The 15,157-nt window shown below is 70.3% G+C and carries 14 protein-coding genes and 1 tRNA gene; 6 read left to right on the top strand and 9 right to left on the bottom strand.

All coding sequences use genetic code 11. The features are described from left to right. The first annotated feature begins 846 nt into the window (after positions 1–846). From AC1DE0_RS18250 to AC1DE0_RS18240, 3 genes are all read left to right on the top strand, one after another. A tRNA-Lys gene (locus AC1DE0_RS18250) sits at positions 847–921 on the top strand. A 369-nt stretch (positions 922–1,290) separates the two neighbouring features. Then, positions 1,291–2,274, top strand: a complete 984-nt coding sequence (locus AC1DE0_RS18245) for a plastocyanin/azurin family copper-binding protein (protein ID WP_478103546.1) — start codon at positions 1,291–1,293, stop codon at positions 2,272–2,274. Positions 2,275–2,433: 159 nt separating this feature from the next. Beyond that, positions 2,434–2,751, top strand: coding sequence for a hypothetical protein (locus tag AC1DE0_RS18240; RefSeq protein ID WP_478103542.1), 318 nt, complete (start codon positions 2,434–2,436; stop codon positions 2,749–2,751). Here AC1DE0_RS18240 and AC1DE0_RS18235 read toward each other — a convergent pair. Genes AC1DE0_RS18235 through AC1DE0_RS18195 form a run of 9 tightly spaced genes read right to left on the bottom strand, consistent with a single transcriptional unit; the run spans position 2,712 to position 11,714 of the window. Beyond that, the gene (locus AC1DE0_RS18235; RefSeq protein ID WP_478103539.1) at positions 2,712–3,455 is read right to left on the bottom strand and encodes an SDR family NAD(P)-dependent oxidoreductase; all 744 of its coding nucleotides are present in this window, start codon (positions 3,453–3,455) and stop codon (positions 2,712–2,714) included. The genes AC1DE0_RS18240 and AC1DE0_RS18235 overlap by 40 nt on opposite strands. Further along, positions 3,452–4,684: a sialidase family protein gene (locus AC1DE0_RS18230; RefSeq protein WP_478103535.1), complete on the bottom strand. Its 1,233-nt coding sequence runs from the start codon at positions 4,682–4,684 to the stop codon at positions 3,452–3,454. The genes AC1DE0_RS18235 and AC1DE0_RS18230 overlap by 4 nt, the downstream gene beginning before the upstream one ends. Continuing rightward, positions 4,681–5,496: an HpcH/HpaI aldolase family protein gene (locus AC1DE0_RS18225; RefSeq protein ID WP_478103531.1), complete on the bottom strand. Its 816-nt coding sequence runs from the start codon at positions 5,494–5,496 to the stop codon at positions 4,681–4,683. Before AC1DE0_RS18225 ends, AC1DE0_RS18230 begins: the two co-directional genes overlap by 4 nt. Continuing rightward, positions 5,493–6,485: an aldo/keto reductase gene (locus AC1DE0_RS18220; RefSeq protein ID WP_478103529.1), complete on the bottom strand. Its 993-nt coding sequence runs from the start codon at positions 6,483–6,485 to the stop codon at positions 5,493–5,495. The genes AC1DE0_RS18225 and AC1DE0_RS18220 overlap by 4 nt, the downstream gene beginning before the upstream one ends. Beyond that, positions 6,482–7,330, bottom strand: a complete 849-nt coding sequence (locus AC1DE0_RS18215; RefSeq protein ID WP_478103525.1) for an ATP-binding cassette domain-containing protein — start codon at positions 7,328–7,330, stop codon at positions 6,482–6,484. The genes AC1DE0_RS18220 and AC1DE0_RS18215 overlap by 4 nt, the downstream gene beginning before the upstream one ends. Continuing rightward, complete coding sequence (locus tag AC1DE0_RS18210) at positions 7,323–8,165, bottom strand: ABC transporter ATP-binding protein (protein WP_478103522.1); 843 nt, start codon at positions 8,163–8,165, stop codon at positions 7,323–7,325. The genes AC1DE0_RS18215 and AC1DE0_RS18210 overlap by 8 nt, the downstream gene beginning before the upstream one ends. Further along, positions 8,162–9,118, bottom strand: coding sequence for an ABC transporter permease (locus AC1DE0_RS18205; protein WP_478103519.1), 957 nt, complete (start codon positions 9,116–9,118; stop codon positions 8,162–8,164). The genes AC1DE0_RS18210 and AC1DE0_RS18205 overlap by 4 nt, the downstream gene beginning before the upstream one ends. Further along, positions 9,115–10,047 (bottom strand): ABC transporter permease, encoded by a 933-nt coding sequence (locus tag AC1DE0_RS18200; RefSeq protein ID WP_478103516.1) that lies wholly within the window; start codon positions 10,045–10,047, stop codon positions 9,115–9,117. The genes AC1DE0_RS18205 and AC1DE0_RS18200 overlap by 4 nt, the downstream gene beginning before the upstream one ends. Before the next feature lie 38 nt (positions 10,048–10,085). Then, complete coding sequence (locus AC1DE0_RS18195; protein ID WP_478103512.1) at positions 10,086–11,714, bottom strand: ABC transporter substrate-binding protein; 1,629 nt, start codon at positions 11,712–11,714, stop codon at positions 10,086–10,088. A gap of 249 nt (positions 11,715–11,963) precedes the next feature. Here AC1DE0_RS18195 and AC1DE0_RS18190 point away from each other — a divergent pair, with 249 nt between their 5' ends. Genes AC1DE0_RS18190 through AC1DE0_RS18180 form a run of 3 tightly spaced genes read left to right on the top strand, consistent with a single transcriptional unit; the run spans position 11,964 to position 15,128 of the window. Continuing rightward, positions 11,964–13,325 (top strand): four-carbon acid sugar kinase family protein, encoded by a 1,362-nt coding sequence (locus tag AC1DE0_RS18190; protein ID WP_478103508.1) that lies wholly within the window; start codon positions 11,964–11,966, stop codon positions 13,323–13,325. Beyond that, positions 13,322–14,329 carry a 4-hydroxythreonine-4-phosphate dehydrogenase PdxA gene (pdxA, locus tag AC1DE0_RS18185; protein ID WP_478103504.1) on the top strand — a complete coding sequence of 336 codons (1,008 nt, stop codon included), beginning with the start codon at positions 13,322–13,324 and terminating at the stop codon, positions 14,327–14,329. Before AC1DE0_RS18190 ends, pdxA begins: the two co-directional genes overlap by 4 nt. Positions 14,330–14,339: 10 nt before the next feature. Continuing rightward, on the top strand, positions 14,340–15,128 hold the full coding sequence (locus tag AC1DE0_RS18180; RefSeq protein WP_478103502.1) for a DeoR/GlpR family DNA-binding transcription regulator: 789 nt from the start codon (positions 14,340–14,342) through the stop codon (positions 15,126–15,128). The last annotated feature ends 29 nt before the right edge of the window (positions 15,129–15,157 follow it).

Raw genomic sequence — 15,157 nt, 5'->3', positions numbered from 1 at the left:
CGGCCACCTCGGTGACCCTCGCCCCCGCCAGCACCGCCCGCACCGCGTCCAGCCGCAGCTCGACCACCGACATMACTACCAGTGCCAATCCCGGCCTCCCTGCCTCGACGGTGCCCACGGAGCACCGACAAACAGCGTGGCCGACAACGGCCGGCGTCAAGCATCAGCTGACACACGACTGTCAAGCATCACCCGAGACAGGACACTGATCGACATGGCGATTCGGTGAGGAGTTTCTGTACTGGCTCAAGCTGCGCCTGCGGCGCAGAAAAGCGCGGGGACCCGCGGCAGGGACCCCGCGCTGCGGGCGGCGCTGGCGCGCCGTCCTCGCGCACCCCGCCGCCCCCACGCTTCCACGAGACTCATGGCGGAGCCCGACCAGCTGACGCCACTCGCAGTCGCCGGCTCGCCGACCCGCTCGGACTCAGGCGCCCGGACGAGGGAGGCCCCAGCCGTCGTGCTCCGCGTCGGCTCCCATGGAGGACCACTGCCCACCTCGAGAGACCGGCGGTGTCAAAGGCCCGCGCGGCCGGCTCCCGCAAGCGCCTTCTGCGCGGCACCACCCAGCCCAGCTCGTCCAAGTCACTGCGCAGACCCGCGCGGTGCATTCCTGGGGCATGCCTCCGGAAGGGTCGCCCTTGATACCGGAACTACAGCAGGCGATCACCCACGCGAGCACCCACGCCAGGACCGCGGACGCGATGGCGCATTCGGCGGCAAACGCTGATGCAATGCGCGTGCTCACGTCGCGCAGTTGCCTGGGGGCGCAAAAGGGGCACGTCGGCTCGAGATGCCACGGCAGCCGGCGGCAACCAACCGTCACCACCCATGCTCGGAAGTCCTCACGGGCCCAAGGCAATACACCCGCCGGACCGACTTTTAATCCGCCGGTCGTCGGTTCGAGCCCGACGGGGCCCACCACCACGGTGTGCATGACGTCGCCCGATTCTGGTCGTCTGGGCATCGGCTGATCCTGACGCTCTCCTGATGAGGCAGCTGGGCCTCGCGGAGCAGCGGTCCGAGGAGGGCTGGCGTCGACCTTCCGTGAGGCGACCATCGGGACATGTCGCACTTGGCGGGCTGTACTGCGACACAGAGGATTTCGGCAGATCGGATGGCTAAAGGCCGACATCCGATGATGTTCCGCCGCTCCCCGTTGGACGCCCGGTGGGGGGTCACTGGGATGTTCCTGTTCCGACGTGGCGACGGCTGGAACTCCCTAGCGTGGACACGCCCTTCGGGCGCCGGAGGGCAAGTTTCGTGCCTTTGGAGGACCCAATGAAGATCCACGTGCCCAAGAGAATGCGGATGCTGGTGGCGGCCGCCGGGGCGGTGCTGCTGGGGACGCTCTTCCTGTCCCCCGCCGCGACAGCGGGAACGGAGAGGGCTGCGGGACCGACCACCTGGAGAGTCCACGTCGGCGACCAGTCGAGGAACGGCGCGATCCAGGGCATGCAGTTCCTGCCGGGCGACATCTGGATCGACGTGGGCGACACCGTCCGCTGGACCGCCGCCTCGATGGAGCCGCACACCGTGACCTTCCTGCCGGTCGGGCAGCTGCCTGCCCCGTTCGACCCGAGCAACCCGGCCCAGACCACCCAGTCGGCGAACCACCGGATCAACACGCCGGGTGACGTGCGCAACTCCGGAATTCTCTCGACGATGCAGTTCTCCGAGCTGCCACCGACGATCACCTCCTACCGCCTGACCTTCACCGGACGGGGTGACTTCGTCTACTACTGCCTCATCCACGGCCAGGCGATGAAGGGCACGGTCCACGTGGCCGCTGCCGGCACCCCGTACCCGCACTCGCAGCCCTTCTACGACAACCAGTACCGGGCGGGCCGGGCATCCACCGTCCGCCACGGCTTCCACCTGGTCTCGGAGATCAGGGAGAAGGCGAGCAACCACCACGTCTACGTCGGAGCGGTCGACGAGAAGCACATGCTCATGGTGATGCGCTTCATCCGGCAGAGAGTGACCGTGCACGTCGGTGACACCGTCGACTTCGACTGGTCGCTCAACAACGGCGATCCGGTGCCGCACACGGTGACGTTCGGCAGCGAGCCCCCGGCGCCGATCCCGGTCGGTGACCCGAGGCACTTCACCGGCGGCTCACTCAGCTCGGGCGTCCTGCCGACCGCAGGGCCGGGCACGCACTTCCGCGTGACGTTCGAGAAGGCGGGGACCTACCACTACATCTGCCAGTTCCACGACGGGATGGGGATGGTCGGCACGGTCGTCGTCAAGAGCCACAAGACCGACGACGACTGACGCGTCCGCCCGCCGATCGAAGGGTGCGGTGGACGGGGCGCCGACATCGTCCACCGCACCCCGGGTCGGTCCTCGGGATATCTACTGCTGGGCACGTCCCGCAGCGGGCCGACTCCGTTGCCGCGGAGGGCTGTCGGTGCCGGTGGTCACCATGGGGAGATGACCGCCACCCGCTCCATCTCCACCCGCGGGCCCTTCTCGCTCGAGGAGCTCGCCCTCTTCGGTTTCGGCTACCGCAGCGAGACGTCGTTCGACGGTGTCATGCGGCTCGGGTTCGGGGTCGACGACGACCTCGAGACGGCCGCGGGGGTCGAGGTACGCCAGCGGGGCGAGCATCAGGGGCCGGATGATCGGCCGCGTCGCCGGGCTCTCCATCGTGACCTTCGCGGTCGACGCCGTCGACGCTGTCGACTGAGCGACGCTCCACGTCTGGAGACTCAGGGGAGGGACGCGCCGCCGCAGATGACGATGGTCTGACCGGTCACCATCGCGCCAGACGGCTCCAACAGGAAACGCGTCAGAGCCGCGACCTCCGAAGGCTCGACGAGCCGCCCGAGGGGTGGCACGACCGGAGGCACCGACGACCTGTTGGGGTCATCGAGCATCGCCGTACGCGTGGGGCCGGGGGCGACGACGTTGACGGTGATGCTCCGGGGTGCGAGCTCACTGGCCCACGAGCGCGCCATCGCCGCCAGCGCGGCCTTCGTCGCGGCGTACTGGCTCTTGCCCGGAACGCCAGTCATGGTGCGGCTGCCGACGAGCACGATGCGACCGCCGTCGACGAGCGAGCCGAGAAGGCCGCTGACGACAAGCTCGGCACCGCGCACGTGCACCGCCCACATCCGCTCGCCCTGCTCGGGCTCGAGGTCGCCGACCCGGGCGGAGTACTGCAGGCCGGCGGCGTGGACGATCGCGTCAACGCCGCCGGCCGTGGCTTCGCGAACCGCACTCACGGCCTCGTCGGCCGACGTCACGTCGGCCAGGTCGCACGGCACCCACGCGGCGGCGTCCGACAGCCCACCGCGCGAGCGGCTGAGGCCGAGCACGCGCCACCCGGCGCCGAGGAGGTCCTGCGCGATCGCGAGGCCGATGCCCGAGCTGGCTCCCGTGATGACCGCGCTGCGTGTTGCGCGGTCGCCGGTTGCAGTGGGAGCCGGCCCGGTCATCGTCGACGCGGTCACCGGGACAGGGACCGGCGGTACGCGTCGACGAGCTCGGCGGGCAGGTGCACGTGCTTGATGGCGCGACGGTGGTAGGTGTACGCGACGTGCAGGTCGCCGTCCGGGCCGGGCAGGACCGAGGGGTAGGACAGCTCGCGGTTGAGCCCGTCGCGGGAGTTGTTCGACATGCAGTAGCCGTCACCGGTCTCGAGGTCGACGAGCACCGGCCAGGAGCGGCCGTCGTCGGGACTGAGCCCGAGGGTCATCGGCGCACGCGGCGCCCCCCAGAAGGCGGTCCGGCGCCCGGCAGCCTCGGGGGACGGCTCGGCAACGACAGGGCCGTCGAGACCGTCGACCACACCCTCGTCGTCGATCTCGTCGTAGAGCGACACGCGCCGCTCGGTGGCGTCGAGGGCCGAGCTGCGGTTGAGCACGAGCGCGACCTCTCCCCCACCCGTGGCAACGGCCTGGATCGACGAGTTGTTGTTGGGCAGCTCGGTCGGCACGGGGTCGGCCCACGTGAGGCCGTCGTCGGTGGACGTCGTCTCCCAGACGTGGTCGGCCCACCGGCTGCGAAAGCATGCCCAGAGCGAACCATCTTGTCGCACAACGATGTTCATGTGCACACACCCGAGCGATCCCGGCACTGACGTCTCGGTCCAGGTGGTGCCACCGTCGTCGCTCCACCACACGCTCGACGTGTCCTCGTTGCCGACCCACTTCTCACCCGGCACGGTCACGCAGTTGAAGACCGGGAGCAGGATGCGTCCACTCGCGAGCACCACCGGCGGCTGGCGCACGAAGACGCCCCCGGCATCGGTTGCGGGCAGCAGCACCGTCGGCGCCTCCCACGTCTCGCCCCCGTCGCGCGACACCCGGCGTCGCACCTCGGACGTGTCCTGGTTGCCGGCGAGCTGGGCCGTGTAGAGCAGCCACACGTCGCCGTCAGGGGCGGTGAAGAGGACCGGGTTCTGCTCCGACCGCGTCGGGTCGTCGCTGAGCGGCACCGGGTCGAGCCACGTATCGGTGCCCGACGGCATACGGGAGAGGTAGGCGGTGATGTCGCTGACGCCCTCCTGCGTGCCACCGAACCACACGCAGGCGAGGTCGCCGTTCGGCAGCCACGCGAGGTTGGCGGCGTGGCACTGCACGGTCGGGGTCGGGAGGTATGCCGTGCCGCCGCCCCCATCGCGCGGACGCAGTACGCCGTCGGTGGGGAGCGTCTCGGCCGCGGCGTCCGCGACGCTCACGACTCGCTCCGGGCCGCCTTGAGGTGAGCCGTGGAGGCCTGCTCGAGGTGGATGAGGTCGGAGCTGACGGTGGCGAGCGTGAAGCCCTGGCCCAGGCGCTTGGCCGCGACCTCTCCGCTCGGGGTGTGGAAGCCCGCCGCGATTCCGGCGTCCTGCGCTGCCTTGAGGATGCGGTCGACGGCGGCCTCGAAGACGTCGTCGACTGCTGGGTCGACCGAGGTCGCACCGCCGACGGCGAGGCGCAGGTCGGAGGGCCCGATGTAGAGGCCGTCGATTCCCGGCGTCGCCGCGATCTCCTCGACGTTCGCCAGGCCCTGCGGGGTCTCGATCATCGCGAGCACCACGGTCGCCGCGTTGCTGTCGGCCGGGTTGGGCCCGATCCGCAGCTGCGAGCGCATCGGACCGTACGACCGGATGCCCTCGGGGCCGTACTTCGCGTAGGACACGGCGCGCGCGGCGTCCTCGGGGGTGTTGACCAGGGGCACGATGACGCCCGCGGCCCCGGCGTCGAGTGCCTGGCCGATGAGGAAGGGGTCGTTGGCGCCGACCCGGACCATGCCGACGGACTCGCCGCCGGCGTCGACGGCCTGCATGCCGGCCAGGATGCCCTTGTAGTCGAGCAGTCCGTGCTGGGCGTCGAAGCAGACGTAGTCCCAACCGAGCCGGGCGAGCCGCTCGGTCGACACGGGCGAGTCGATGATGACCCAGTAGCCGATGATCTGCTCACGAGACCGCACGCGCCGCGCGTAGTCGAGCACCCGGGCGCGGCTGCGCTCCACGGCCGTCTGGCCGGCGCCCCCCTGCGCGCTCATCGGTTGTACCCCGGCATCGACCCGGCGAGTGCGAGACCCGCCTCGTCGCATGCGGCGATGATCTCGTCGGGGAGCGGACCGGCTTGTGCAGCAGTGATGTTGGCCTCCAGCTGGTGTGGTTTGGATCCCCCGAGGAGCACCGCCGAGACGACCGGCTTGCTCAGCAGCCAGCGCAGTGACAGCTCGGGGAGGGTGATGCCGGCCTGCGACGCGATGGCGGCGAGGGCCTCGATGACCGCGAACGTCTCGGCGTTCCAGTAGCGGTCCTTGTACATGGTGGCGAGCGCCGACGAGCCGAAGCGGCCCTCGCCGGGCGACTCGGTGAACGAGTGACGGCCGGTGAGGAGTCCGCCTCCGAGCGGGTTGTAGACGATAGTCGCCAGGCCCTTGGTCGTCGCGAACTCGGCGTACTCGGCCTCGATGCGCCGGGCGACCAGGTTGTAGAGCTGTTGGGCGAGGATCGGGCGCGGCGTTCCGAGGGCGTCACAGGCGGCGAAGACGTCGCCGATCTGCCACGCCGAGAAGTTCGAGACGCCGATGGCGCGAACCTTGCCCTCCTCGACCAGCTCGCCCAGTGCGGCGACGGTCTCCTCGACCGGGACCGACCGGTCGGGCTGGTGGAGGTAGTAGACGTCGACGTGGTCGGTGCGCAGGCGGCGCAGGCTCGCCTCGAGGGACGAGCGCAGCCCAGCGGCGGACAGCAGCGGCGCACCCCCCGCGTCGCCGGGGAAGATGCCCGCCTTGGTCGCGATCGTCGCGGCATCCCGGCGGCCCTCGAGGATCTCGGCGAGCATCTCCTCGCTGCGCCCGGCGGCATACCCGTTGGCGGTGTCGATGGAGGTGATGCCGGCGTCGAGCGCCGTGTCGACCATCGTGCGCGCCGTGTCGAGGTCGACGGTGTCGCCAAAGGTCATCGTGCCGAGCACGAGCCGCGGCAGGGGCTTGTCGAGTCCCGGCAGCTCGAGGGTGGGCAGGGTGGAGGTGGTCATGAGGCCTTCTCGGTCTCGGCCGCGCGGGAGGCGGCGATGTGGCGGATGAGGTGGCGTGGCTTGATGCCCGTCATGAGGCCGGGCTCCAGGGCCGAGCGGCGCAGGCGCTGGGTGTAGTCCTCCTGCGGTCGCGAGAGCAGGTCGTCGGTGCGCCCGCTCTCGACGATCTGGCCCGCGCGCATGACGATCGTGTCCTGCGAGATGGCGCGCACGACGCCGAGGTTGTGCGAGATGAAGAGGTAGGTCAGGCCCGTGTCGGCCTGCAGGTCGCGCAGCAGCTCGAGCACCTGCGCCTGGACCGAGACGTCGAGCGCGCTCGTCGCCTCGTCGCAGACGAGCAGCTCTGGACCGGAGGCGAGCGCCCGGGCGATACCGATGCGCTGACGCTGCCCACCCGAGAACTCCGGGGGCTTGCGCTCGAGCGCCGTCTTCGGCAGGCCGACCCGGTCGATCAGCTCGGCTGCCTTGTCGCGCTGGACCTTCCGCGACTTCTCACCGCGCACCCGCAGCGGCTCTGCCACAATGTCCTGCGCCGTGAGATGTGGGTCGAGCGAGCCGTACGGGTCCTGGAAGACCATCTGCACGCGGTGCCGCAGGGGCCGCAGCTGCTTCTCGGACAGCTGGGCCAGGTCGGTGCCGTCGAGGTCGATGACGCCCGACGTCGGCTTGAGCAGCCTGACGAGCGCCTTCGCGATGGTGGACTTGCCGCAGCCGGACTCGCCGACGATGGCCAGCGTGCCGCCGCGAGGGACCGAGAACGACACGTCGTCGACGGCGCGGAAGACCTCTTTGCCGGTGCGGTACTCGACGACGAGGTTGCTGACGGTGAGCAGGTCGTCAGCCATGGCTGACCTCCTTGACGAGCGTGGGGGCGTCGAGCGCCGGGTCCTGCCACGGCCCGAGCTCGGGGATCGCGCCGAGCAGCTTCTGGGTGTACGGGTGCTGCGGGTGGTCGACGACGTCGGTGACCGAACCGCCCTCGACGAACGTGCCCGACTTCATCACGTGGATGCGGTCGCTCATGAGGCGCGCGACGCCGAGGTCGTGCGTGATGAGCAGCAACGCGATGCCGGTCTGCTCCTGCAGCTCGAGGAGCAGGTCGAGGATGCCGGCCTGCACCGTCACGTCGAGGGCGCTCGTCGGCTCGTCGGCGACGATGAGGTCGGCGTCGGTCGAGACCGCCATGGCGATGAGGACGCGCTGGAGCATGCCGCCGGAGAGCTGGTGCGGGTAGGCGTCGAACTGCTTGGCGGGGTTGCGGATGTGCACCTGCTCCATGAGCGAGAGCGCCCGCTGCTTCGCCTCCGCCTTGCTCAGCTTGGGGTACTTCACCCGCACGGCCTCGGTCATCTGGCGACCCACGGTGCGGATCGGGTTCAGGGCCGTCATCGGGTCCTGCGGGATGAGCGCCACGGCGCGACCGCGCAGACGGTCGATGGCGTCCCGGCTGCCCGTGACGTCCTGGCCGCCGATGCGCGCCTCGCCCGAGATGACGGCGAGGTCGTCGGGCAGCAGGCGCAGGATCGCCATGGCCGTGGTCGACTTGCCCGAGCCGGACTCGCCGATGATGGTGACGGTCTCGCCCTCGTCGATGTGGAAGCTGACGCCGTCGACTGCCACCACGACAGAGGAGCCGGTCATCAGCTCGACCCGGAGGTCCTTGACCTCGAGAACGCTCATGACTGGTCTCCCTTCGCACGGCGGACCCTGTCGCGCAGACCGTCTCCGACGAGGTTGACCCCGACGACGAGCATGGCGATGACCATGCCGGGGATGGTGACGAGCCACCACTTGCCGGTCACGAACAGCTCGCGCCCGTCGGAGATGATGCCGCCCCACGTCGGGTAGGGGCGCTGCACGCCGGCCCCGAGGAAGCTGAGCGCGCTCTCGAGCAGCACGGCCTGGGCCAGCAACAGCAGGACGACGACGAGCACCTGCTGCAGGACGTTCGGGATGACGTGCCGCGCGATGATCGACACGCGGTGCAGGCCGAGCACGCGGGCCGCTGCGACATAGGGCTTCTCGCGCTCCACCAGCACGAGGGCGCGGGTGATGCGCGCCGGTTCGGGCCACTGGGCGAAGGCGATGACCAGCGTGATGACCGGGATCGATGGGCCGAAGAGGGCGACGACCAGCAGGAGCATGAGCAGCAGCGGCAGCGACATCTGCGCCTCGAGCAGACGCGAGACGATCGTGTCGACCCAGCCGCCGAAGTAGCCGGCCGCCGCACCCGCCACGATGCCGACGAGGCCCGAGACGAAGATCGCGAGCACGCCGATGACGAGTGAGGTCTGGCCGCCGTGCAGGATGCGGCTCAGCAGGTCACGGCCGTTGGGGTCGGTGCCGAAGAGGTGGCCCGCGCTGAAGGGCGGCAGCGACGACTCGGAGAGTGCACCGACGATCGGGTCGGGCAGGGGAAGCACCTGTGCGAGCGCGACCGGCACCACCACGAGCCCGGCGCAGATCGCACCGACCCAGATCTTGATGGTGCTGTAGCGGGCGCGGCGGGCGGCCGCCGAGCGGCGCAGCAGCACCTTGGTGACCGCGGAGTCGCGGCCGAGGATCGAGCCGGGCACCTCGCTGAGGTCGGGCGCGAGCCGCGGGTTGGGCAGGTTCGGCGTGGAGGTGGTCATGCGCTGGCCTCGCCGAGTCGGACGCGCGGGTCCATGAGCGGGTAGAGCAGGTCGACGAGCAGCTGGACGACGAGCGCCAGCACGACCGTGACGAGCACCGTGGCCTGGATGAGCGGGAAGTCGCGCTGCTTGAGGGCGTTGACGACGAGCTCGCCCACCCCGGGCCACTTGAAGACGACCTCGACGATGACCACACCGTTGAGCATCGCGGCGAAACGCGTGCCGAGCGCGGTGACCACGGGGATCGCCGAGTTGCCGAACGCGTACCTCCAGGTCAGGGCCCGCTGCGAGATGCCGCGGGAGCGGGCGACGGTGAGGTAGGGCGCCGCCAGGTTGACGACCATCTCGCGGCGCACGAGCCGCGAGATGAGGGCGATCTGGAGGATGGCGATCGTCACGGTCGGCAGCACGATCGAGCTCGCCGAGTTGAAGCCGGCAGGTGAGAACCAGCCGAGGTTGACGGCGAAGAGGATGAGCAGGACGAAGCCGATCCAGAAGTCCGGCATCGACTGGCCCGCGATCGTGGCGATGTTGGCGCCGAGCTCCTTGGCGGTGTTGGCCCGACGGGCCATCCACACACCGAGCGGGATCGCGACCACCGCCGTGACGACGATCGCGGCCACCGCCAGGGTGACCGTGTAGGGGATGCGTTCCATGATGACCTCGAGCGCCGGGCGCTTGAAGAAGAACGAGGTGCCGACGTCTCCCTGGAAGAGGTGCTGCAGGAAGGTCACGAACTGCACCGGGATCGACTGGTCGAGCCCGAACTGCTCACGGATGGCGGCGAGCTGCTCCGAGGTCGGGTTCGGCGGCGCGTAGTTCGCCGCCGGGTCGCCCGGGGCCATCCGCAGCAGGACGAAGACCGTGGCTGTTGCGAGGAACGCGGTGAGCACGGTCTGCCCGATGCGCTTGAGGACGTAGGTCAACATGGGATCACCTTGGTGCCGTGGAGAGCGCGGCGGGCGGGTCAGGCCGAGACCGTGACCGCGCCGAGGTCGTAGGAGTTGATGGCCCGAAGCTTGAGCGTCGTGACGCGCTTGCGCTTGGCGAGGACGTTGTTCGGCGTCCAGGCCCACAGGGCCGGCCAGGTGGCCCAGATCTTCTCCTGGGCCTGCTTGAGCAGGTCGTTGCGCTTGGCCTCGTCGGCCTCGGCGCCGGCCTTGTCGAGGAGCGCGACGATGTCAGGGAACACGTACCCCTGGTAGGTGTCCTTGGTCTTCTCCTTGGCGGGCGTGCCGCCGTACTGGCCCACGAGGTTGGTCAGCGCGAGGCCGGTCTGGTTGCCGTAGCCGTTTGCGAGCACGTCCCAGTCACCCGCCTCGCCGCGGCGCCAGGCGTTGATCTCGCCGCCCTTGGGGATCATCTTCAGGGTGGCGGTGACGCCGACGGCGGCCAGCATCTGCGAGATGGCCTCGAGGACGCGTGAGGCGCCCGCGAACTCGGAGTCCTCCCAGATGAAGGTCAGCTTGAGGTCGGAGACACCGGCGGCGGCGAGCAGCTGCTTGGCCTTCGCCTGGTCGTAGACGTAGTCGCCCGTCTTGACGTAGCCCGCGAGGGTCTTGGGCACGACGCCCTCGGCCGAGGAGACCTGGTTGTTCATGAGGGCCTTGATGAGCGAGTCGTGGTCGATCGCGTACGTCAGGGCCTCGCGCACCTTCGGGTCGGCGAGCGGGTGGTCGGCCGGCTTGCGGAAGTTGTAGAAGAGGTGGATGAGGCGCGTGCCGGGGGTCTCGATGACATCGACGTCGGCGTTCGTCTTGAGCGACGCGGCGGACTCGGGCGTGATCGTGTCGATGACGTCGGCCTGGCCGGAGGTGATCGCGATGACGCGCGCGCCCTCCTCCTCCTGGTAGGAGACGTTGACCTCCTGGAGCTTGGCCTTCTCGCCCCAGTAGTTGTCGTTGCGGGTCAGCTTGTAGGTGCCGGTGCCGGTGTCGGCCGTCGTGATGACGAACGGGCCGGTGCCGAGGCCGGTGCTCAGCTCCTCGGCCTTGTTGTCCTTGGCCGGCGTGATGAGGATGTTGGACATCAACGAGTCGAGGGTGACGACGGGGACCTTCGTGGTGAGCGTGAACGTCTTGTCGTCGACCTTGGTGAAGCTCGGCTGCTCCGAGAACTGCGAGGCGACGTAGCCCGCCTTGACCTGGAAGTACAGCTTGAGCGCGGTCTCGACGTCCTCGACGGTGACCGGCGACTTGTCGGAGTAGTGGATGTCGCTGCGGAGCTTGACGGTCCACTCGGTCGGCTTGGTCTGCTCGAACGACTCGGCGAGCACGAGCTCGGGCTTGAGGTCGTCGCCGATCTTGGTGAGGGCCTCTCGCACGGCGCGCTGGACGGTGACGGCGGCGTCGTACTGGTTCAGCTTGTTGTCGAGGCTGACCAGGTTGCGGTTGAGCACGATGCTCAGGCTGCCGCCTGCGGCGCCGGCTCCGGCGGTGCTCGCGCTGTTGGCGGACTTGGGCCCGGCGCAGGCGGCGAGCGCGGGAGCGAAGAGCGCTCCGGCACCGGCCAGCGAGGCGAGCTTGAGGATCGAGCGACGCGAGACCTCACGCGTCGGCTGGTCTGACGTGGGAAGCAGGGCGGGCTGCTGGGGCATCGAAACTCCTCGTTGAGCGGTGGCCTCCCCGTCGGTGGCGCACGCTGCGCCCCTCGGGTCCACCAACCTTGACACCATTGCGTGATTCGCGCAATACCTGTAGCGTTTTTTGTGAAGGAACAGTTCGATACCCGCTGCCGGGACCCATCCGGAACGGCGGAGCAGCTGCCCTTCAGCCCATCGGCAAGGTCGCCAATTCCCTTGCCTTACAAGCACGAAATGCTGTGAGACCGCGGTGAGGAGGTAGAGATGGCAACGCTGGCCCTGGCGGTCGTGGCAGACGACCTGAGCGGTGCTGCCGAGTGCGCAGCACACGCACTCTTGCGCGTTTCGCGCAGTAGTGTCCTGCTGGCCGACTCGTTGCCGCGGGCTGACTCCCCGGCATCACCCGGCCACCACGGCCCCGACGACGCCGCCTCGGCAGCCACCACGGTCGTCGCGATCGACACCGACTCACGGCGCCTGCCGGTCGAGGACGCCGTCCGCGCGGTCCGCGCAGCGGCGCTCCTCGTCGCGCCGGCCGCGGTCGTGGTCAAGAAGGTCGACTCCCTCCTGCGGGGCCACATCGGCACCGAGGTCGCCGCGCTCGCAGACGCGCTGCGACGCGTGCCGGTCGTGGCCGTGGCCAACCCCGCCCTCGGTCGCATCGTGCGCGACGGCGTCCTCCTCGTGGCGGGCACTCCCCTGCACGAGACGGACCTGTGGGCCGTCGAGCCGGGCCCCGCACCGACGACGGTCGCCGACGCCTTCCGGCCGCTGCGCACCATCCTCATCCCACAGGCGACGGTCAGCAGCGGCGTCGACGCCGTCGCCGAGGCCCTGGCCGATGCCCGCGCAGCCGGGCTCGTCGCCGTGTGCGACGCAGAGACCGAAGCCGACCTCGAGGTCGTGCACGCCGCCGCTGCCCGCGCCTCGACGTCGCTGCTGGTGGGTGCGGGCGCCCTCGCGGCCGTCGCCGCGCGCGCCCTCCCCGACGAGCACGCCGACGCGTACGCCGACGGCACGAAACCGGGCCACGGCGCGACCCCAGCGGGTCCCGTCGGGTCGCTGCTGTTCGTGCTCGGCACGCGCGCGCCCGGCATCGACGACCAGGTCGCGCACCTCCGCGCTGCGCGCGATGCGCACATCGTGCTCGTCCAGCCCGACGACCTGCTCACCGACCCCGATGCCGTACGCCGTCACCTCGTGGCCGCGCAGCCGAGCCGTGTCGTCGCGGTGGGCCTCGACCCCGTCGCCCCGGCCGACCCGACCCGCGCCCGCGTCCTCACCGAGCACCTCGCCGACGTGGTCGCCACGGTCGCCGACGCGTACGACGCCCTGTTCCTCTCGGGCGGCGAGACCGCCCGAGCCGTCCTCAACCGTCTCGGCGTCGATGCCCTCGAGGTCGTCGCCGAGATCGAGACGGGAACGGTCGTCAGCACCCGACCCGGCGGCCAGGCCGTCGTCACCCGGCCGGGCAGCTTCGGTCGACCCCGTTCGCTCGCCCGCGTGGTCGACCACCTGTTCGGCGACGACCCGGCCACCGGCCCCCAGACCGCTAGTCCAGCACTCACCGTCAGCCCCCAGAGCGCCAGCGCCCCCAGCAGCGCCACCACCAAGGAGAACCCATGACCGCCGCCCTTCCCCGCATCGCCGTGACCATGGGAGACGGCGCCGGCATCGGCCCCGAGATCATCGTCAAGGCCCTCGCCGACCCCCACGTGGCCACGATGGCGCGCGTCGTCGTCGTCGGTGACGCGCTGCGCCTCAAGCAAGCCGCGGCCGTGGCGGGCGTCCCGGTCGACATCGTCACCATCGACGACGTCGAGGAGGCGCGCGAGATCCCGGGCCGCATCAACGTCATCGACCTGGCCCTGCTGCCGGAGGACCTCCCCTTCGGCGAGCTGTCGGCCGTCGCCGGCGATGCGGCCTTCCACTACATCCGCGTCGCGTCCGAGCTCGCGATGGCGGGCAAGGTGCAGGCCATCTGCACGGCCCCGCTCAACAAGGAGGCGCTGCACGCCGGTGGTCACGTGTTCCCCGGCCACACCGAGCTGCTCGCCCACCTGACCGGCACGCCCGAGGTCTCGATGATGCTCTCCACCGAGAGGGTCAAGGTCATCCACGTGACCACGCACATCGGCCTGATCGACGCCGTCAACCGGATCGAGCCCGGACTCGTCGAGCGGGTCATCCGCCGTGGCCACAGGGCCCTCGTCGACGCCGGCACCCCGAACCCGAAGATCGGCGTCTGCGGCATCAACCCGCACGCGGGCGAGAACGGCCTGTTCGGCTACGGCGAGGAGGAGTCGAAGATCAACCCGGCCATCGAGGTCTGCCGCGCCGACGGCATCGACGTGCACGGCGCCCTGCCGGCCGACACGCTCTTCTTCCTCGCCGGCCGCGGCGACTACGACCTCGTCGTGGCCATGTACCACGACCAGGGCCACGGCCCGGTCAAGGTGCTCGGCCTCGAGGCTGGCGTCAACGTCACCATCGGGCTGCCCGTCATCCGCACATCGGTCGACCACGGCACGGCCTTCGACATCGCCGGCACCGGCATCGCCGACCACCGCTCGATGATCGAGGCACTGCGCCTCGGGGCGGAGATGGCGCCGAAGCCCGTGGACGCCTAGGGTGCCCAGCGTGGCGAAGCACACCGCACAGACGCGTCGGGGCGAGATCGTCCGCCTCGCCACCACCAGTGGGCTCGCGAGCGTGGAGGAGCTCTCCGACCAGCTCGGTGTCACGGCGTCGACGATCCGGCGCGACCTCGCCAAGCTGACCGCCCAGGGCAAGCTGGCCCGCACGTACGGCGGCGTCATGAGCCTGGCCCACCACCCCGAGGCCTCGCTCCGGCAGCGTCTGGGTGAGGCTCACGCTGCCAAGCGCGACATCGCCCGGTGGGCCGCCGACCAGATCGAGCCCGGCGAGACGGTGCTGCTCGATGCCGGCTCGACGATGGGTGCGCTGGCCGACGCTATCAGCAAGACGCCCGAGCTGACCGAGCTGACCGTCGTCACCGCCGGGATCAGCGCGATGGGCACCCTCGCCGACAGCGTCGGCATCGACGTCATCGCCCTCGGGGGTCGACTGCGACCGCTGAGCCAGGCGTTCGTCGGCCCGCTCGCCGAGGCGGCCGTGCAGCGACTCAGCTTCGACCGTGCGTTCATGGGCGCCGACAGCGTGCACGCCGAGCGCGGCATCTGCGAGGCCGACCTCGAGCAGACCCGGCTCAAGGAGCTGATGATGAGCCGGGCCGAGCACACGTACGTGCTGGCGCACGCCGACAAGCTCGGCCAGTCACCCTTCCACGCGTGGGCGGTCATGCCGCGCGCGTGGACGCTCGTCACCGACGCCTCCGCCGATCCCGTTGCGCTGCAGGCGTTCCGCGACAGCGGGGTCGAGGTGGTCGTCGCCCCGCGACGCGACTGACGAGAGCACATATGCCGCCCGGCCGGGCC

This window comes from Terrabacter sp. 05T424 (assembly GCF_056396225.1).
This window is presented reverse-complemented; position numbering and strand designations above follow the sequence as displayed.